The following is an 18,797-nucleotide window of genomic DNA, read 5'->3' as shown; positions in this document are numbered from 1 at the left end:
TAGTATATTCTAATTTAATGGGAATCGCACTGATTGCAATGCGCCTACCTCTTTAGCCGTAAGAACCTTAACCAGATGTTAACGGCTCACGAACTTTTACGATTCTTTACAAGGGCTTAAAAATCCGCGTGCTAATTTAGCTTCCACCGGACCCGGCAATCACAGGTTGAACATAGACAAACCGGGTGTATCTGACGTTCTGTTACAACCTGTAAAATTCCAAGGGATCCCTGTTCAGCCGAAGCAGAAGCTTCGTGCCTGTGGCGTCCAGTTTCCGAAGCCGGTGGCGACCATATTCGTCATCACGCGACAGACATAACGCTTCTGGGCGGGGTCGTTGTTCGGGCCTGCGTGATAGCGCGCAACCGCCATCGTCCAGTTGCCTTCGCGCTGTCGAAGCTGCCGCAGAAAACGCGCCGCATAATCAACATTGAGGCTCGGCATCAGCATCGCGGCGACCGACGGAAATTCCTTGCCGTGATAATAATAGTTGATCTGCATGCAACCGAGGTCGACCAGCTTCGCACCTTCGGCCCGCACTTCCTCGAAGCGTCTCACCGCCGCCATTTGCGATGGCATAAATTCGGCACGGCCTTCAATATTCATCGCATAAGGTTGCAGCGAGTTCTTGCGACCGGTTTCCGTGAGGCCGACCGCGTAGAGTATGCCAAGCGGCACATCGTAGCGGGCGGATGCCCGGTGCATTTCACGCTCGCAGATATTTTCGGCGCGGGCCGGGCTGCTATCAGACAACCAGACCGCGGCCGCGGCCATCATTGCGAGAAATACCGTTCCCGTTGTCATGAGCGGTTTGCATGTCTGAACGCTCGCGTCCTGCCTGACCGGATTCGCCATTCTGCCTGCCCTCACCGCCCATAAAACCCGCCTGTGCCTCAGCGCCGTTTCGCCCGTCGAAGCCCTGCTGCATGTTGAAAGCTTGCTGCTGACCCGGTTGCTGGCCCGGTTGCTGGCCACTGGCCTGTTGCTGGCTCGCATTCTGCGATGCCTGTGCCTGCTGGACGGCACCTGCCGCGTTGCGGTCGGCGACAGTCACTGAAATTTTCGCATCGTCTGCAATGCCCGCCGCTTTCAGTGCTTTCTCAATCATCGAGCGGTCAGCGGCGAGCGCTTCCGCCGCATGGGTCTTTTCAGCGACGAGATGCACCTCGATACCTTCCGACGCCACACGGATACGCGCCGTCACCGCTCCAAGCTCAACCGGATCGAGCTTGATCTGCAAGGTCTTGACCGTTCCGAAGCTGCGCTCGGAAACCACCTGAATGTCGGCTATCCGGGCTGCTGCCTGCGATGGCGTGGTGGCTGCCTTGATGTCTGCAGGCGCGTTACCCTTTGCGGGTGGCTGCTGCTGGATATCAGTTCTGTCAGGCATTTGACCCGACTGCTGCTGTGCCGACCCCTTATCAGTTTTCAGAAGGCTGGCGAGATCGTCTGGAGCGTTTTCGGCCTGATTGTCGCCGGTAGCCTTCGGTGCGTCCTGATTGATTGCCTGATCCGGTTTGGTGCTGGCCGTTGGGATTGCTGCAGCCTTCGAAGGCACTGTTTCAGGCGTGCGTTTCTTCAGATCGGCCTGCAGCTCGCCCCCCTGCCCCTCGACCTGTTTCGGATCGATGTCCTTAATTAAGGCAGAAAGCGGATCGGGGGCATTTGTGTCGTTTTTCGCAGTATTCGGCGTGGAAAAACTGTGATTTGCCCCTTTCAATTCAGGCGAAGAAGCGTCCAAAGAAAGGAGATTTTGTGGCAGGGCAAACAGAGCGACCGGCTTTGAACCTTCCTCATCCTTCGTATCTGTCTCATCCGAACCCGCATTGGCTTCGCTGTCGCTCTTCTTTTCGACCTTGCCCTGAGGCTTTTCGAGAAGCGAACTGAACAATTTTGCCGGGTCAGCATTATCCTGCGCCTCACCCTCGGCTTTTGCCTGGGAAGGACCTGAATTTCGGGCGAGCGAAGCAAGTCGGCTGGTGGAATTCAGCAAAATATCAATGCTCATTGAACGGTCTTTCCTAGCAAGGCATCGATCTCGGCGAGCTTGCGCCGCGCATCTTCCATCGTTTTCTGCAAGTCGTCTTCCGGCTGGTTCTTGACCGGCTTCATGCTAACCGCCGCCGGGGTCGGCTCAGGTTTTACGACCTCATGCTCCTGCGAATCCGCCACTGCCATTGGCGGCACATCCCGTTCGGTGAGAGCGGGTTTTGCAGGCGGCAAAGCATCTGGAGTGCGTGTAACCACCGTGCCGACCGCTTCAGCGGCCTTCAACAATTTCCGGTCACGCTCCTGCAATTTGTCGGGTGAAATCTGCGACAGTTCACGCAGCGCGCTGCCCGCCGAATCCGAAGCCACATCGCTTGCAGCAGCATAAAGATTGGCGCGGGTAGGGTCGGCCTTCAGCCTGTCAGCAAGTTTCTTCGCCTCTGCCGACATGAAACGCGCCCGCTCCGTCTGGCCATCTACAAGCGTACCGCGCGCGATTTGCAGATAAAGCGAATATTGCATCACCGGATCGGCAGAGCCGATCAGTTTTGCCAGCTCCGCATTGCCGATACGGTCGTTGAGTTTCACCGCAGCATCGACAAACTGCGCCATGAAATCACGCATATAGGGCGAACGCGGAAAGCGCTGGAGATAGTTGCGCGACAGGAGCCTGATCTTGTCGGCATCGCCGAGCTTGGCCGCAATCGGCATCGAACGGCGGATTGCCGCTTCCTCAAACAAGGTGCCCGGCGCATCGAGCCGCACCTGATCAAGCCGCATCAAGGCCGTCGCTGGGTCGAAGGCGGTCATCTGGCTAGCGGTGACAAGCACGATGGATGCCTTCAGTTCCGCTGGAACATCAGGCGAAAGCGGGACCGAGAAAAGTTTCACCACCTCAATCGTCTGGCCGGAAGCATAGGCCAATGCGCCCTTGACCAGCTCCGGCGGCACCGCATCGGTCTTGAGGTCGGCAAGAACCTTGCGCACCGCTTCCGGATTGCCGCCGTTGAAGAGATAGATGATCGCCGCATAGACATTTTCCGGATTGCTCCAGACGTCATTCGACGCTCGGCCCATATCCGCGCTGACAAAGCCCAGAAGCTTGTTCAGCATCACCACCGCCTCCGGTTTTCCGGCGACGACCTGATCCTGCAACATGCGCAGCGAACGCACGAGCTTGTAAGGCTCCAGCACCGGCAGCGCGCGGGTCTCAGCCAGTGCCTGCGTCTGCGCAAAGACTGGATAGGCCGCTCCCATCAGGGAGAAGCCTGCAACACATGCCAGCAAAGAGCGCATGGCGAGCTGCATCATGGAGCGGATTTCAGGAAAATATCGATGCGGCGGTTTTCAGCCGCATTCGGATCGCTGGCGTTCTTGGGCTGGCGGTCAGCATAGCCTTCAACGCGCAGCACACGCTTTTCATCGAGCCCGCCGCGAACCAGCATGTAATAAGCCATCTGCGCCCGCGCCGAAGACAGACGCCAGTTATCATAGGTCGCGCTCTTGAACGGGCGCGCATCCGTATGCCCACTGATGATGACTTCACCCGGCTGGCGGGAAATCACCTGCGCTATACGCTCCAGCATCTGCACCACGCGGGCATCCGGCTTGGCCGAGCCGATGGTGAACATGCCATAATCGATCTTGTCGGTGAGCTGGATCATCACACCGCCATCGACCGGAACGACCGTCACATCCGGCATCGGCTCGGCTTTTTTCGCCTCAACGCCGTCTTTCGCGGCTTCGCCCTCAGCTGCCTTCTTCAGGTCGGCAATGAGCTGCTCCTGCGTTTCTGCAGGCTTTGCAGCTTCCTCCGGCTTCGGCTGTGCTGTTTCCGACTTGGGTGGTGCGGCAGGCGCAGCATCGGGCGGGGTCAGGTCATCGACAGCCTTGCTCGACCAGTAATCCGGGCTGAACGGATCGCGATAGGCTTCACCGCCTTCGGCACCCGTTGCCGGACCGGATTGCGAGGTACCGCCATCGCCCTTGGCCGACTGGTTCTGCAGAACACCGGTTTCATGAGCCAGTTCCGAGAGGACCGCATAGGGTTCGCGGAAAAGCTGGCGCTCTTCCTGGTCGCTTGGCGGCGCAACCGTCGTATCGTTGATGACCTTCGTGCTGTTTTCGATCTTCTGGTCGCTCTCATAGCGAACCTTGCCGTCTTTTTCCTCGACATCCTGCACGCCCTTGGAGCTTGAATGCCGGTCCATCAGCTTGACGGGGTTGAAATAGCTGGCAACCGCTGCCTTGGTTTCCTCATTGGCGGCATTGATGAGCCACATGACGAGGAAGAAGGCCATCATTGCAGTCATGAAGTCGGCATAGGCGATCTTCCACACGCCACCATGATGGCTGTCATGGTCGTCGTGCCCGCCCCGGCGAACAATGATGATCTCACGTTTGGTTTCGGGATCAATGCTCATTGAACCGCAGCCTTCAATTCTTCAAGAAGCGGCGCGATGCGCGTTTCAAGCTTCCGGTCGCCAAAGGAAAAGGAAAGTTCTTCCGCCCCGGTTTCTGAAAACCGGCAACCTGACGGCAGCAGAGCCGCATGATCGCGAAGCGGTGCAATCAGTCGCGCTGGACCGGAGATTTCCGGTGCTTCGCCATCGAGCGCCAGTGCCGCAATGCGCCGCGCAAATTCCGCGACCGCCTCACGCTCCATCTTTTCCGCCAGCAAAGGCATCAGGATTTCGGCGATCTGACCGGAAAAGTTTCGTTCAAGCGCGGTCAGCGCTTCGGTCAGACTACCCGCCAAGAGCAAGGCCTGCTCACGCGAAAATGCAGCGCGCAATGTCTCGATCTCGGCCTCATGTTCGCGCAAAAGCCGCGTCTTTTCAGCGTCGTAAAGCGCCTGGGCTTCCCGGTGGCCGTCCTCGCGCCCTGCTTCGAATGCCAGGCGCTTTTCTTCCTCGATGGCGATGATGGCGGCGACTTCGGCCTGCTCGGCAGCGGCGGCTTTCTCAGCCGAGACGGGGCGCTTCGCTCCATCGCCGCCTGCCTGTGGCGGGGGTGTGTCTTTCAGCGGCATCTGCGGCGCAGGCGCAGCAATGATCTCGATCGCCTCATCCTCAATATGATGGGTCGAAAAATCGGGAAGATAACGGCTGAGGGAAAGCGCGCTCATCGTCAGGCCGCCTCAAGCTCCGGCATGGCCGAAACCTTTACGGCCGATTCCCTCAATGGCTGGGCTTCGCGGCTCGCGGCGGTTTCGTGAATCCACTGCTTGAGAATGGAGGCGACGCGCTCCTCATCCATGTCGATCATCTGCTCCAGACGTAGCTTGGCAGGCATGCGCATGCGCTGGCGAAGATCGCTGAGGCTGGTCTTCATCTGATCGGCATAGGCCTCCGGCCCACCGATGACAGCCTGCACGCCTTCACCAGCCGCCTGACCGCCGACGAAATTCGGCATTGCCACTTCACTCGTCTCGCGGACGGCCACTTCCGTGCCGGTTGGCTTGGCATTCTGGTCACGCAGCAGCGGACGCAGACCGAACCAGATCAGGAGACCAACGGCGGCAAGGATTGCAAGCGCATTGACAAAGGAACCGCTCTGGCGAAGCACAGTATCGGTCCACGGCGTGGAGACCGGCTCCATATCGGCACCGGCAGGGTCGAGGAAGTTCACCGCCGTCACATTAATGACGTCACCGCGATCCGCATTGAGACCGGCAGCCGTTGCAACGAGGTCGCGGATCTTGGTGATCTGCTGATCGACGAAATTGGCAGGCGGCGGTGTGGTACCCGCAGTTTCCAGAAGGCGCGCCTGATCGATGACCACGGCAATGGACAGCCGCTTGACGGTATAACCGTCGCTGACGGTGGAGACAGTCTTGCTGTTCATTTCGTAATTGGTCAGTTCCTCGCGGCGGTCGGTCTTTTCCGTCGAGCTTTCGCCGTTGCGGTTCTGGATTTCTTCCTGCGGAATGTTCTGTTCCACACCGGTTGCATTGTCGTTACGATTGTTGCGGGAATCGCCGCTTTCACGGACAACACGTACGGAACGCTCGACGCGGGATTCAGGATCGTAGGTCGTCTCGTTGATCTGGCGGCGGTCCGTATCGAGCACGGCCTGAACGCTCGTCTGGAAATGGCCAATGCCGAGATAAGGCGCCAGCGCCTTGCGAATGCTGTCATCCACATTGCCTGCAACCTGCTGTTCCAGCGAGGCGGTCATGAGGGCTGCGCCATTGGCAGCTTCGCCAGCCGATGCCAGCAGACGACCGTTGGTGTCAAGAACAGTGACGGCGGAAGCATCGAGCGATGGAACGGCGGCAGCGACCAGCTGGCGGATGGACTGTGCAGATTCGGCAGCAAAGCCGCCTTCGGCGCGGATGACGACCGAGGCGGACGGCTTCTGGTCGCCACGACGGAACGAGCCTTTTTCTGCCATGACTATGTGAACGCGCGCGGCTTTCACACCACGAATGGCCTGGATGGTGCGGGCGATTTCGCCTTCAAGCGCACGAACGCGGGTGATTTCCTGCATGAACGATGTGAGGCCGAGCGAACCCATATTGTCGAACAGCTCGTAACCGGCATTGTTCGAGGTCGGCAGGCCCTTTTCAGCCAGATACATGCGGGCATTTTCAGCCTTGCCGATGGGCACGAGGATGGACGAGCCGTCAGCCTTCACGTCGAAAGGAATGCCTGCTTCACCGAGCGCAAGGCCCATGCGGTTCACGTCGTCACGCGAAAGGCCGACATAGAGCGTCTCGTAGGATGGGCGGCTCAGATAGATGCTCGTATAGAGGATCGCGCCCATGAGTGCCGCGCCCACCAGTCCGAGCGCGATGAGTTTTCGCGCGCCGAGCTTGCCGAGCGTACCCTTGAGCTGTTCGATCAATTGCTGGAAATTCTGCTGCATCCACACCACCGCCATAATGATGCATGCAAACTAGCCCGCGAAGCTTGCGCGAAAGTGGCGGCTGATGAAGCAAGTGCTTCCGGAAACTGGTATTGAGCGCAAAGAATTGGGGCGCGGAATAAATCCCGCGCCCCGTTTTCCGCCCAAAGACATCCGATCCGATCAGGTCGGTTCGGATGCGAACCCCTGATTTACCTGAGAACTCGCGAGCGCCGGCAACCCGGCGCCCTTGCTGTCTACTCAGATTAGCCGCGGAACAGCGACAGGATGTTCTGGTTCGACGAGTTGGCAATCGACAGAGCCTGAACGCCGAGCTGCTGCTGAACCTGAAGAGCCGACAGACGTGCCGATTCCTTGTTCATGTCAGCGTCAACGAGCTGGCCAACGCCCTTTTCGATCGAGTCCGAAAGGCTCGAAACGAAATCCTTCTGCATGTCGATGCGTGCCTTTGCGGCACCCAATTCAGCAGCAGAAGTTGCCATCGAGCCGAGAGCGGCTTCAATGTCGGTCAGGAGGTTGTCGAATGCCGCGCCTTCGGTCCCAGCCACGTCCGTAGCGTCATAATCCGTAACGCCGGTCAGATCAGCGACATTGATGTCGAGGATCGACTTGGCAGATGCACCGCCGTTCTTGTCGAGAACGCCGGCAGCCGTGCCGGTGCCGGAATCGATAAGGCGCGTCGTGGAGTAATTCACGGAAATCGTGCCGGTCGTTACCTTGCCCGAAGCATCACGGTTGTAAGAGGTGATGACGTTGAGCGAATTGCTTTCAGCTACTGCCGGGGTGGCAGTAGGATCAGCGGTGTCCTTCGACGAATCCGAGGTCAGCAGGTTGGAGCCGGCATAGTTGGCGCCGGAAACATTGTCCTTGAGCTGAGCAACATAGGTTGCGATTTCGCTCTGAATCTTGGCGCGATCTTCCGCACCAGAAGTCTTCGCAAGAAGAACCTTCTGCTTGATCTGGTCAACAACTTCGATGGCCTTGTTCATGGCCGTATAAGCTGTGTCAACCTTGCCAGCACCGAGGCCGAGCGAATCCTGCACAACCGAGTTGGCTTTGTTGTCCGAACGCATGGTCGTTGCGATGGACCAGTAAGCAGCGTTGTCGGATGCACCGGCAACCTTGAGACCGGTCGAGATACGGTTCTGGGTTGATTCCAGTGCCTTGTTGGTCGAAGAAAGCGTCTGGAGAGCGGTCAGAGCCGACGAATTTGTAAGAATGCTAGCCATAGTTTTTTGCCCCTTGGGAAAAACAATCTGAGGGACAGGCCGGATTTTTATATTACCGGCATGGTGGAGCGGCATCATGCCTGTTGCCGCGTAACGCGCGGAAACCCACCATGAGGATCGTCGTAAGCTCGAAATATTAAGAGATTACTAAATAATCCGCTCAAATTTTAATTGAGGTTTTCTTTTTCATCAAGTGGGTTCCTGACAGATCGACGCGACCCACCGGTCCAAACTTATCCCCACTCCATATGTTCGCCTTATGTTCCACAAGTGTTAACTAATGGAAGGAAGATCATGCTTCGTTTTTCAATTCTGGCTGTTTCGCTCGTCGCCGCTTCAGCTGCATTGGCCGACAATCAGATCACAGTGAACTGGATCAACAATGCGGGCAAGTCCATCAATTATACACAAGGCGCCTGTAATCCCGACGGAAAGTGTACACGACCATCGACAATTGCGAATGGTGCAACCGGCGTCCTCACACACAAGGCAGAAGATGATACTTATCTACGTTCGATGATTGCGAGGTACCGCTATTCCGATAACACCGTTTATAAGTCGTGTCAGTTGACGGTTTATGCTGAAGGGCCAAGCTTCACCAATCCTGCACCTGGATGCAAGGCGTCGGGCTATAGTCGGCATTTCATCAAGTCCGACGGTACCGGCAGCAGCCCCACCTGTACTCTTGTGGCCGAAGAGGTCAATCATGACACCTGCGACTATAAGCTGACAGTCCGCATCAACAACTGAACTTTCGGAACGAGCTGCGGTGTGTCAGCTCGTTCCAGTCTCTACGAAAAGGATCGTATTAGGCTTCCGACCAGAATATTCCAGCCGTCGATCAGCACGAAGAACAGAATCTTGAACGGCAGCGAGATCACCGTCGGCGGCAGCATCATCATACCCATCGACATGGTGAGCGTCGCCACGACGAGGTCGATCACCAGAAATGGCAGCACGATCAGGAAGCCGATTTCAAAACCACGCCGCAGTTCCGAAATCATGAAGGCTGGAACCAGCACGCGGAAATCGACGATACCGTCATCGCCGGTGCGGAACGATGGATCAGCGAGATCTTCAAAGAGCCGCAGGTCCTTGTCACGCACCTGCCCCATCATGAATTCACGGAAAGGCTGCGATATTTCACCGAAAGCAGCTTCCTGCGTGATTTCATTGCGCATCAGGGGCTGCACGCCATTGTTCCAGGCCCGGTCGAAGGCGGGCGCCATGACATAGAAGGTCATGAACAGGGCAAGCGAGATCATCACCATGCTGGCAGGCGCGGTCTGGAGGCCAAGCCCCGAACGCAAAAGCGAAAAAGCGATGGCAAAACGCGTGAAGCTCGTCACCATGATGAGCAGGCCCGGCGCAATGGAAAGCACCGTCAGAAGTCCGAACAACTGCACGATCTGACCGCTCGCAGCACCACTGCCCGCAGGCAGCAGATTGTCGAGCGTCAGCGGCTGCTGCGCCTGTGCGGAAACGGTGAGAGCGAGCGTCAGGAGAACGCCAAGACCAAGAAGTTTTTTCATTCTACGACCAGTGCCGAAATGAAAACACGTTCGACAGCACCTTCCGAACGCAGGCGCGCGCGTTCTTCCAAATCGGAGCGCAAATAGGCAAGCCCGGCCGCGCCCTGCAATTGCATGAGGTTGACACTGCGCAGGAAGCTCAGGAAATCATCGCCGACGCTTGCCGCCACCGCCGCCGGAATTTCATGGCCCGGCTTTGCCACCAGCGAGGCTTCGAGACGCACCCAGGTATTCTGCGGAATACCGAGATTAGTGATGATCGGCTGCAGCGGCACGACGGTGCCGATGGAACGCGATTCGAAGTCGCCCTGCTTCGGCTTGTCTTCCTTGCCGGAAGGTTTGGCCGATGCCAGCTGATCGGCGGAAATCATGCCGCCCAGATACCAGCCGCCACCGCCCGCGATGACGGTCAGAACCGCGACAGCCGCCAGCAGCCCCGTCAGGGAGCCTTTCGCCTTACCGTCTTTTTCCGTTACCGTCGTATCACTCATGCTCAGCGCCCTAGAACGGAGAAACCTGATCGAGAATCTGCTGGCCGTAAGGCGGCTGCTGAATCTCGCTCAGACGTCCGCGGCCACCATAGGAAATGCGGGCCTCGGCAATCTTGTCGTAGGAAATCGTGTTATTGCCGGAAATATCGCGCGGACGCACGACACCGGCGACATTCAGCACGCGCAGCTCATTGTTGACGCGCACTTCCTGAGACCCGCGGATGATCATGTTTCCATTGGGCAGCGTATCGGTGACGATGGCAGCAACCTGCAGGCGGATATCTTCACTGCGCTCGATGGTGCCCTTACCCTTCGACTTGCTGTCGGAATGGGTGTTGAGCGAAGCATCCATGTCGCCGCCGGCACCGGCACCCGTGCTGCTGCTCGTGGCAAACGAACCACCGGCACCGTAAATGCCCTTCGACACACGCTCGCGATCCGTCTTGTTATCGAGATTGGCGCGATCGTTGATTGAAATGATGACGGTCAGGACATCACCCGGCGTCGCCGCACGCGGATCCTTGAAGAAATTGGTCGAACGCTGGTCCCAGAGCGAATAGGTCGCCTTGCTCGGACGCGCCGGATAGCCGTTGAACTGCGGATTGTTCTGAATACCAAGATGGGCCGCAACCGGGGACAGATCGGGTGCCCGACCGATTTCCTCCGGCTTGGTGGCACAACCGGCCAGAAGAACCAGTACTGCTGCTGTAAGGGTTGCTTTGTTCATGCTGTTTTTCATTGAACCGTATTCCCGGACTGCGCCGCGGCGCGCTGATCCCTGCCCGACTGATCCTTCACAGCCTGCGGTGCAGTCGTCGTGCGCTGCGAACCGACGATGACGCGGGCCAGCTTGGCCGCCTTTTCCGGCGGCATTTCATTGAGGATGATGCTGGATACGCGCGGGTTGAGCTTGAGGATCAGGGCTGCCGCCGCTTCGTCACCAATCAGCGCCATCTGCGCCGCCGCTGCATCGGGCTTCATTTTCGAGATGATATCGACCAGCGAATCCTGCGCCTTGCTGACAAACTCGTCGCGGCGCTTCAGCCACATTTCATATTCCCGGCGCTTTTCCTCAAGCGCACGCATCCGTTCCTCGACATCGGCCTTCAGCTCGGTCAATTGCTTGGCCTGCAGCGCGTAGCGGGCGTCCGCCGCCTGATCGTCGATATTGCCGCAGAACTTGCGGATTTCATCGAGGTTGCCAAGCGGCGGCGAAGAAGCAAGCTGCTGTGCCGCCGATGCCTCTACCGGTACTGGAGCGGGCGTCGCCGCCTGCTGCGCCAATGCCGGAGCGGAGGCAGCCAGAAGCAGCGCTACTGCCGAACCATACCGGATCATTTTATGAGCCATGGTCATTGCACCACCAGTTCCGCATGAAGCGCGCCGGATGTCTTGATAGCTTGCAATATTGCGATGATGCCGGTCGGCTTCACGCCGATCTGGTTCAGGCCCTTCACCAGATTTTCAAGATTTGCGCCGGTCAGAATGCCAATCTTGGCGTTCTGCTGGTTGACGGCGATATCGGTGTTCGGTTCGACAGCCGTTACACCATCGCTGAACGGCTCTGGCTGAACGACCATCGGGGTTTCTGTTACACGAACCGTCAAGCTGCCATGGCTGATCGCCACTTTGGAGATACGCACCTTCTCGCCGATGACGACAGTTCCTGTCCGTTCGTCAACCACCACACGCGCCACTTCGTCAGTCGTGATCGGCAGGCCTTCAAGCTCTGCGAGGAAACGTGCGGCAGGCACGTTCTTCGGACGCGACAGGCGGATCGTCTTGGCGTCGCGCGCAATAGCGACACCGCGACCATAACGGCGCTTGGCGAAGACATTGATCGTGTCGGCAGCGCGCACGGCAGTGGTGAAATCAGGATCGCGCAGCTCGACGATCATTTCGGTTTCCTTGCCGAAATTACCCGCCACTTCGCGTTCGACCAGCGCGCCATTGGGGATGCGACCGGAAGTCGGCACACCCTGCGTCACGCTTGCGGCTTCACCTTCCGCCGCAAAGCCGGACACGATCATGTTGCCCTGCGCAACGGCATAAATCTGATTGTCGGCACCCATGAGCTGGGTCATGACCAGTGTGCCGCCCTGCAGCGACGTCGCATCGCCGAGTGACGATACCGTCACATCGATGCGCGAACCGGCACCGGCAAAGGCGGGCAGGTTCGCTGTCACGATGACCGCAGCCGTGTTTTTAGAGCGGGTGGAGTTGCGCGGCGCGCTGATGCCGAGATTGTCCAGCATGGCGCGCATGGACTGTTCGGTGAACGGCGAATTGCGCAGGCTGTCACCGGTGCCCTTGAGGCCGATGACAAGACCATAGCCCACAAGCTGGTTTTCGCGCACGCCCTGAATGGTGGCGATATCCTTCAGGCGCGCAACCGCGCTTCCCCGGCCAAGTTCGGCATAGGCCATTTTCGACGGATCGCCACCCGAGCCAAGCCAATCGGCATCAGCATCCACTGCGGAACCGAATTCCCGCGCATTCTTCGACGACTCGTCCGCAAATCCTGCAACAGGCTGGAAAACGAGCGCCAGGACGGCGAACAAAGTGGCGATCTGGGCGGCGCAAGTTTTTCTCACTGCATCCCCACCTGAATGCGCCCATTGGCCAGCACCGTGCCGGACACGATGATGCCGCTATCGACGTTACGAACCTTGATGAAGTCGCCAGCCGCGCCGGATTCAAGCGGCGTGCCCATGGCGGTTATGGTCAGCGTACCGGCGGTAAAGACCAGCGGCGCCGGTACACCGCGTGTAACCAGAGACGGCTCCCCCAATGCGGAAACGAGGATCGGCTTGCCGGGGAGCAGCGTCTTGCGCGCCACCTTGCCTGCCGCCTGATCCGGGGACAGCACATATTGGGTCGCCGCCGGCGCATTGATGAAGAACTGCTTCTCCAGCAATGCCGTATCGCTTACGATCTGGCCGGGATAGACGGTGGCCGAAGGCACCACAAAGGCGATGCGGTCTGCCGCACTTGCACCAGCCATTGCGGCAAGCAGGAAGCCACCGGCAAGAACCAGCCTTTTCTTTTGAAAGATCGCCTTCACACAGCCCATCGCCATCACCGTCAGCGCAAGTTCTTCGATACGGTTGCCGCCATTTCGTCGGCAGCCTGAATAACCTTGGAATTCATTTCATAGGCACGCTGCGCCGTGATGAGATCGGTGATTTCCTTCACCGGATCGACATTCGACGCTTCGAGATAGCCCTGCTTGATCGAGCCGTAGCCCGGATCGCCTGGCACGCCGACCAGCGGACCGCCGGATGCTTCCGTCTCGCGATAGAGATTGCCGCCGAGCGGCTCCAGACCCGCTTCATTGGTGAAGTTGGCGAGGGTCAGCTGGCCGAGATCGACCTGATTGACCTGATCCTGCAGCTTGGCGAAAACCTGTCCCGTATCGGTGACCGTCACTTCAACGGCGTCTGGCGGAATGGTGATCGCCGGTTCGACAGGATTGCCATCGAGCGTCACAAGCTGGCCATCGGCATTCTTGTTGAACGCGCCAGCGCGCGCATAAAGCGTCTCGCCGGTCGGGCTCTGAATCTGAAACCAGCCCTTGCCGGTCAAAGCCAGATCGAATGGATTGCCGGTCTGGTTGAAACTGCCCTGCATATGGAGATTGCGCACCGCTGCCGTCTGCACGCCAAGGCCAACCAGAGCGCCTTCCGGCACGATGGACTGGTTAGCCTGATTGGGCACGCCTGCCGTACGCTCGGACTGATAAAGAAGATCGGAAAATTCCGCACGCGCGCGCTTGAAGCCCGTTGTGTTGATATTGGCGATGTTGTTGGCAATCACTTCCAGATTGAGCTGCTGGGCGTTCATGCCGGTGGCGGCGATCGTCAGGGCTTTCATGGCTTATTTATCCTTGGCTACCGCAAATCAGATGGGCATACGGCTGATTTCGAGATAGGCCTGCACGATCTTGTCGCGGATCGCGATGGCCGTCTGAAGCGACTGTTCGGCTTCCATGACTGAGCTGACCACATCGCGCACCGGCGCATCGCCCTTGATGCCCTGAATGGACGTCGCTTCAGCCGTCTGCAGCTTCTGGCCGACGGAATCCGTCATCTGAGACAGAACTTCGCCGAACGAGGCACCCGGAGCTGCCGGAACAGCCTGCGGCGCGGAAGTGGAACCCACGCCCTTTTCGGCTACGGTTTCCGAGAGGCGCGACAGGGCATTGCGCGCCGAAATGCTCATGATCGAGTCGTACATTATGTGCTCCTCAAGAGATCGATGGTCATGGAAATCAGCTCACGGGCTTGTTTCACGACCTGCAAATTGGCTTCATAGGAACGATTGGCTTCGCGCATGTCCGCCATTTCGACGACCATGTTGACATTGGGGTAACGGACATAGCCGCGCTCATCCGCTGCGGGATGGCTCGGCTCGTATTGCTCGATAAAGGGCGATGTGTCCTTGCCGACTTCGGCAATGCGAACTTCGGCGGCTCCTGTGCCCTGTTCCAGCTCGGTACGGAAGGACACCGTCTTGCGGCGATAGGGATCGGCGTCGGCAGTCTCGGCGGTGGACTGCGCATTGGCGATGTTTTCGGAAACGATGCGCAGACGCGTCGATTGGGCTGAAAGGCCCGACGCTGCGATCTTCAATGTGCTTTGCAAGGCATCGGAAGACATAACTACCCCTTCGCGACCGAAAGCATCATGCGATGGAACGCTTTGACGATGCTTGTGTTGAGCGAATATTCGCGGGCGATCTCACCGGCCTTCATCATTTCCTGTTCGACATCGACCGTATTGCCGGAATGGGTCTGCTCGGTGATGTCGTCCGGCCGCAGGCGCGCACCGGTAATCCCGTCGGCCCCGGATTCCAGATGCAGGGGGCTGGTGGCAGCCATGGTAAGCTGCGTCTTGTCCAGTACATCCGCGAAAGGCTGCACGTCCCGCGCCCGGAAATCCGGCGTGTTCGCATTAGCGACATTGCCCGCAACAGTGGCTTGTCTCACCGACAACCACTGCGCCTGCCTTGCAGCCAGATCGAAAAGATGAATGGAGCTCATGGAGTTTCCCGCCTTTACAGTTGATTAACTTAAAGGCCGGAACTTGCGTCAAGCTTGCGGGAGGATAGGGCAGGAGGGCCTTATTGCCTTCCCCCTCACCTCCGCATCTCAATCACATCGCCCGACGATGTCGTGAGCTGCCAGGTGCCAGCACCGCGACCGATTGAGACAAGGTGACTGCCATCCGGCAGCAACGAGCCTTTTTCGACGAACCAGTAGCCTGACGTATCCTCGATCATCGCCATGCCGCCGACGACTTCGCGCAGCGCGAAAACCGGCTTCGGGAACGCCTGCCCATCCCCGCTTCCATCGCCGCCATTGCCCATGCCGGTGCCCGGAAGCCCCTTGCCGTTCGACATGACCGAGCCTGTCATCGTGTTGTCCACATCGGCATTCGGCGCAACCTGCTCCGATGGTCGGAAGGACGGAAAACGACGCACCGTTTTCTGTTCCGAACGGTCCAGCGGATCGATGATCTTGCGCTCGGCCTTCTCGGGCGAACCCAGATCGACGCGCTGAAGATAGGTGACGAAAGGCAGCATCGCACTTCCGGCGGCGAGTGTGATGGCCGCGATCTTGAGGTAGCGATCCACCTTGCTCTGCGGCTTCTTCATGCCTTCCTGTCGTGCAGCGGCCTCGACCTCCGCCGTCAGATCTGCAAGGAGTTTCTCTTCCTTTGTCTTGCGAAAGCCCGTCATCATGCGTGTTGCGCCTGTCTGTCGCCGCGCAGTGCTGCGGCAAGGTCGTTATAGGGATCGTCCGATAGGCCGGTTTCCGGCGATTGCTGCAAGGCGTCGTAAATGCGCGGCACAAGATCGACCGCCTGGTCCAGAAGGCCGTCATGGCCTTTCTGGTACGCCCCGATGGCCCGCAGGTCGCGCGTTTCCTCAAAACGGGCAACCATGCCCCGCAATTGGCTGACCAGCTTGCGTTGTTCCGGCGTCCAATTGTGTTTCGCAAGGCGCGAAACCGAGCCCGGAATATCGACCGCCGGAAAGCGTCCCTGCGCTGCAATCGCGCGGTCAAGCACGATGTGGCCGTCCAGCGTGCCGCGGATCGTGTCGGAAACCGGATCATTGTGATCGTCGCCGTCGACCAGTACCGAATAGATGCCGGTGATGCTGCCTCCCGCTTCCGTGATACCCGGCCCCGCGCGCTCCAGAAGACGTGGCAATTGGCTGAAGACGCTTGGCGGATAGCCACGCGAAACCGGCGGTTCCTCAGCGGCAATCGCCACTTCACGCGCTGCATGGGCAAAGCGCGTGACGGAGTCGACGATCAGCAGGACATTCTGACCAAGATCGCGAAAATATTCGGCGATGGCCGTCGCCGTATTGGGCGCGAGGCGGCGCATCATCGGGCTTTCATCGCCCGTTGCAACCACGGTTATCGTTTTGTCCAGGTGACCTGCCATGGTCTCTTCCAGCATCTCGCGCACTTCGCGTCCACGCTCGCCGGTCAAAGCCAGTACCACCGTGTCGAAATCCGCCGCACGCGTCATCATCGCAAGCAGCGTCGATTTGCCGACACCCGATCCTGCAAAGATGCCGATACGCTGGCCGAAGCAAAGCGGCGTGAAAATGTCGATGACATTGACGCCTGTACGCAAGCCGCGATCCACCCGCCCGCGGCGCAAGGCAGCCGGTGCAAGGCTCTCGGATGCCATTGGCCGGGTACCGGGCTGCAACGCGCCCTTCCCGTCAACCGCCTCGCCCAGCGCATTGATGACACGTCCGCGCCATTCGAGTGCCGGGCGGATGCGCATCGGCCCTTCCTCGAAAACCGCAGCGCCAAGCGACGGAATGATGCGGTCATCGAAGGGTTTGACCAGCACCTGCGTGTCAGCCACCCGAATGATTTCGGCAAGGCTCTGGCCGCCTTGCGCGTGGATCGCCACCGCATCGCCCAAATGCGCATCACGCGAAAGCCCGCGCACGGCAATCGCCGAGCGTGACACGTCGCTCACCGTTCCGCCGATACCGGTGAGCGGCTTTGGCGCCACCGATTGCTGACGGGCAAAAGCGGCCAGACGGGAGAGCGGCAGATCAGGCGTCATCCGTTTCTGGAGCCCAGGGTCTTGATGGCTTCAGAGACGGTGCTTTCCTGCTGCGACAAGAGATTGTTGACCTGCTCGAAGGCGCGGCTCACGCTGATGAGGCGGGTCATCTCCGTCATGGCATCAACATTCGATCCCTCGATCATGCCCTGCACGACGCCCACGCTGTTGTCGTCGGCCACCGGCTGGGCAGGCTTGTTCGGGATCACGCCGGATGTGCCTGCATAGGTCAGGTCGGCATCGGCCGGGATAGTGTAAAGACCGATGGCACCGATCTGTGCTCCGTTCTGGTAGATTGCGCCGTCGCTTGAAATCTTCGGTGCGCCGCCGCCGGGATTGAGTACGATAGGGGCACCGCCGACATCGAGAACGGGGTGGCCGGTGATGGAAACGAGATCGCCCGTCGGCAGCATGTTCATGCGCCCGTCACGCGTATAAATCTGCCCCTGCGGTGTCGAGACCGACATCCAGACATCGCCCTTGACTGCAACGTCCAGCGGATTGTCGGTCTTGATCATCGGACCTGCTTCGGTACGGATGAAGCTCTTGCCCGCCGTGGCGAAACTCACATCGTCGCTGGCCTTGTTTGAAACGATGGTATCGAACTTGGTGCCCTCGCCCCGGAAACCGACCGTTGAGACATTGGCGACATTATGAGCAATGGCATCCATCCAACGTTCCAGCGTGATGAGCGACGAAAGCCCGACATAAATCGAATTATTCTGCATCGCCTAACGCCCGCCCGGCTTGAAGTTCTGCAAGGTGCTGAGAATATCCATCGAAATGCCGACGGACGAGGTTCCGCCCAGAAGCAGGGACGCAATCGACGCCGGGCTGCTCGCCGTTGGATTGTTCATCTCATACATGGCGGTAAAGCGCGAAATGAGCTTCGATACGTAATCGGGATCGGACATCTTGGTGAAGTCGATCTTGTCCTCGATCATCTTCGCCTGCTTGTCGACATCGGCGTTGGATATGCTGGATGGCCAGCCGAAGGTCGTCTGGATCATCGACACCAGCGCCTTGTCGCCAAGGATTTCGTAGGCATTGGTGATCGTCGGCGCCTTGCGTGCGAAATAGAGTGCCAGCCGCACGCCTTCATTCTGGCTTCCGGCTTCCGTTTCCAGCGTCTGACGAAGATATTTGTCGACGACACCTTGTTGGGCCGCAGTGCTCTCAGTCGCCTCTGCGCCCTTGCCTGCAAAGTCGAAGACGGTTGCAAATTCCTTGTAGCGTTTGTCGGTCAGCTTGTTCGCCATGGCATCATCGCTCGTGATGCCTTCGGTCAAAATCTTGCGGACAAACGCCTTGGCGAAGGCCATGTCTTCCAGACCGAACGCCTTCATCGCGTAATTATAAAGGCGGCTATCGGCCATGAAATCATCGATGGATTTCACCTTGCCGATATTCTCCTTGTAGTAGGCGGTTTCCCGCTCCACCATCGGTTCCTTCGAAACACGCTGCAACGACCGCGTCATATCCGACGCGATCAGGCGATAGCTCGTCATCGTATCGACCATGCGCATGACCCCCTTCCGGTATTTCGATCCTTTATGAAAGACCAAGCTTGTCCGAAGCTGGCTTCCGCCC

At 58.7% G+C, this 18,797-nt stretch carries 22 protein-coding genes; 1 reads left to right on the top strand and 21 read right to left on the bottom strand.

The features are described 5' to 3' along the window. Positions 1–234: 234 nt before the first annotated feature. The 7 genes from CES86_RS26890 to CES86_RS26855 form a co-directional block, all read right to left on the bottom strand. Positions 235–777 (bottom strand): transglycosylase SLT domain-containing protein, encoded by a 543-nt coding sequence (locus CES86_RS26890; RefSeq protein ID WP_012093501.1) that lies wholly within the window; start codon positions 775–777, stop codon positions 235–237. Then, positions 746–2,008 carry a flagellar hook-length control protein FliK gene (gene fliK, locus CES86_RS26885; protein WP_094515879.1) on the bottom strand — a complete coding sequence of 421 codons (1,263 nt, stop codon included), beginning with the start codon at positions 2,006–2,008 and terminating at the stop codon, positions 746–748. Before fliK ends, CES86_RS26890 begins: the two co-directional genes overlap by 32 nt. Further along, positions 2,005–3,246 (bottom strand): chemotaxis protein, encoded by a 1,242-nt coding sequence (locus CES86_RS26880; RefSeq protein ID WP_374828244.1) that lies wholly within the window; start codon positions 3,244–3,246, stop codon positions 2,005–2,007. Before CES86_RS26880 ends, fliK begins: the two co-directional genes overlap by 4 nt. Before the next feature lie 50 nt (positions 3,247–3,296). Beyond that, positions 3,297–4,412 (bottom strand): flagellar motor protein MotB, encoded by a 1,116-nt coding sequence (locus CES86_RS26875; RefSeq protein ID WP_010660740.1) that lies wholly within the window; start codon positions 4,410–4,412, stop codon positions 3,297–3,299. Further along, on the bottom strand, positions 4,409–5,116 hold the full coding sequence (locus CES86_RS26870; protein ID WP_094515877.1) for a hypothetical protein: 708 nt from the start codon (positions 5,114–5,116) through the stop codon (positions 4,409–4,411). Before CES86_RS26870 ends, CES86_RS26875 begins: the two co-directional genes overlap by 4 nt. Positions 5,117–5,118: 2 nt before the next feature. Beyond that, positions 5,119–6,873, bottom strand: coding sequence for a flagellar basal-body MS-ring/collar protein FliF (fliF, locus tag CES86_RS26865; protein WP_094515876.1), 1,755 nt, complete (start codon positions 6,871–6,873; stop codon positions 5,119–5,121). A gap of 230 nt (positions 6,874–7,103) precedes the next feature. After that, positions 7,104–8,087 (bottom strand): flagellin N-terminal helical domain-containing protein, encoded by a 984-nt coding sequence (locus CES86_RS26855; RefSeq protein ID WP_012093507.1) that lies wholly within the window; start codon positions 8,085–8,087, stop codon positions 7,104–7,106. A 294-nt stretch (positions 8,088–8,381) separates the two neighbouring features. On the opposite strand from CES86_RS26855, the gene CES86_RS26850 reads away from it, so the two are divergent. After that, entirely contained in the window at positions 8,382–8,837 is a 456-nt protein-coding gene (locus CES86_RS26850) for a hypothetical protein (RefSeq protein ID WP_040128573.1), read from the top strand. Positions 8,838–8,878: 41 nt separating this feature from the next. Here the strand turns inward: CES86_RS26850 and fliP are convergent, their stop codons facing one another. The 14 genes from fliP to CES86_RS26780 all read right to left on the bottom strand — a co-directional run bounded on the left by fliP (position 8,879) and on the right by CES86_RS26780 (position 18,727). Further along, positions 8,879–9,619, bottom strand: coding sequence for a flagellar type III secretion system pore protein FliP (gene fliP, locus CES86_RS26845; RefSeq protein WP_010660736.1), 741 nt, complete (start codon positions 9,617–9,619; stop codon positions 8,879–8,881). Beyond that, a complete protein-coding gene (locus CES86_RS26840) occupies positions 9,616–10,110 on the bottom strand; it encodes a flagellar basal body-associated FliL family protein (protein ID WP_012093509.1) in 495 nt (164 codons plus the stop codon). Before CES86_RS26840 ends, fliP begins: the two co-directional genes overlap by 4 nt. 10 nt (positions 10,111–10,120) lie before the next feature. Continuing rightward, a complete protein-coding gene (gene flgH / locus CES86_RS26835; RefSeq protein ID WP_094515875.1) occupies positions 10,121–10,849 on the bottom strand; it encodes a flagellar basal body L-ring protein FlgH in 729 nt (242 codons plus the stop codon). After that, positions 10,846–11,466: a MotE family protein gene (locus CES86_RS26830; RefSeq protein ID WP_010660733.1), complete on the bottom strand. Its 621-nt coding sequence runs from the start codon at positions 11,464–11,466 to the stop codon at positions 10,846–10,848. The genes flgH and CES86_RS26830 overlap by 4 nt, the downstream gene beginning before the upstream one ends. Then, positions 11,463–12,704: a flagellar basal body P-ring protein FlgI gene (locus CES86_RS26825; protein ID WP_012093512.1), complete on the bottom strand. Its 1,242-nt coding sequence runs from the start codon at positions 12,702–12,704 to the stop codon at positions 11,463–11,465. The genes CES86_RS26830 and CES86_RS26825 overlap by 4 nt, the downstream gene beginning before the upstream one ends. Next, positions 12,701–13,183, bottom strand: coding sequence for a flagellar basal body P-ring formation chaperone FlgA (gene flgA / locus CES86_RS26820; protein ID WP_010660731.1), 483 nt, complete (start codon positions 13,181–13,183; stop codon positions 12,701–12,703). The genes CES86_RS26825 and flgA overlap by 4 nt, the downstream gene beginning before the upstream one ends. Before the next feature lie 11 nt (positions 13,184–13,194). Further along, complete coding sequence (gene flgG / locus CES86_RS26815; protein ID WP_012093514.1) at positions 13,195–13,983, bottom strand: flagellar basal-body rod protein FlgG; 789 nt, start codon at positions 13,981–13,983, stop codon at positions 13,195–13,197. Between the two features lie 27 nt (positions 13,984–14,010). After that, positions 14,011–14,346 (bottom strand): flagellar hook-basal body complex protein FliE, encoded by a 336-nt coding sequence (locus CES86_RS26810; protein ID WP_010660729.1) that lies wholly within the window; start codon positions 14,344–14,346, stop codon positions 14,011–14,013. Next, positions 14,346–14,768 carry a flagellar basal body rod protein FlgC gene (flgC, locus tag CES86_RS26805; RefSeq protein WP_012093515.1) on the bottom strand — a complete coding sequence of 141 codons (423 nt, stop codon included), beginning with the start codon at positions 14,766–14,768 and terminating at the stop codon, positions 14,346–14,348. Before flgC ends, CES86_RS26810 begins: the two co-directional genes overlap by 1 nt. A 2-nt stretch (positions 14,769–14,770) precedes the next feature. Beyond that, the gene (flgB, locus tag CES86_RS26800) at positions 14,771–15,151 is read right to left on the bottom strand and encodes a flagellar basal body rod protein FlgB (RefSeq protein ID WP_012093516.1); all 381 of its coding nucleotides are present in this window, start codon (positions 15,149–15,151) and stop codon (positions 14,771–14,773) included. Positions 15,152–15,246: 95 nt separating this feature from the next. Next, entirely contained in the window at positions 15,247–15,852 is a 606-nt protein-coding gene (locus tag CES86_RS26795; RefSeq protein ID WP_012093517.1) for a hypothetical protein, read from the bottom strand. Next, entirely contained in the window at positions 15,849–17,207 is a 1,359-nt protein-coding gene (gene fliI / locus CES86_RS26790; protein WP_012093518.1) for a flagellar protein export ATPase FliI, read from the bottom strand. The genes CES86_RS26795 and fliI overlap by 4 nt, the downstream gene beginning before the upstream one ends. Further along, positions 17,204–17,935, bottom strand: a complete 732-nt coding sequence (gene flgF / locus CES86_RS26785) for a flagellar basal-body rod protein FlgF (RefSeq protein WP_094515874.1) — start codon at positions 17,933–17,935, stop codon at positions 17,204–17,206. Before flgF ends, fliI begins: the two co-directional genes overlap by 4 nt. Positions 17,936–17,938: 3 nt before the next feature. After that, a complete protein-coding gene (locus CES86_RS26780) occupies positions 17,939–18,727 on the bottom strand; it encodes a DUF1217 domain-containing protein (RefSeq protein ID WP_094515887.1) in 789 nt (262 codons plus the stop codon). Between the last annotated feature and the right edge of the window lie 70 nt (positions 18,728–18,797).

Source organism: Brucella lupini, from assembly GCF_002252535.1.
GTDB lineage: Bacteria > Pseudomonadota > Alphaproteobacteria > Rhizobiales > Rhizobiaceae > Brucella > Brucella anthropi.
Note: the sequence above shows the minus strand (reverse complement) of the source record. Positions and strands in the feature narration are given on the sequence as shown.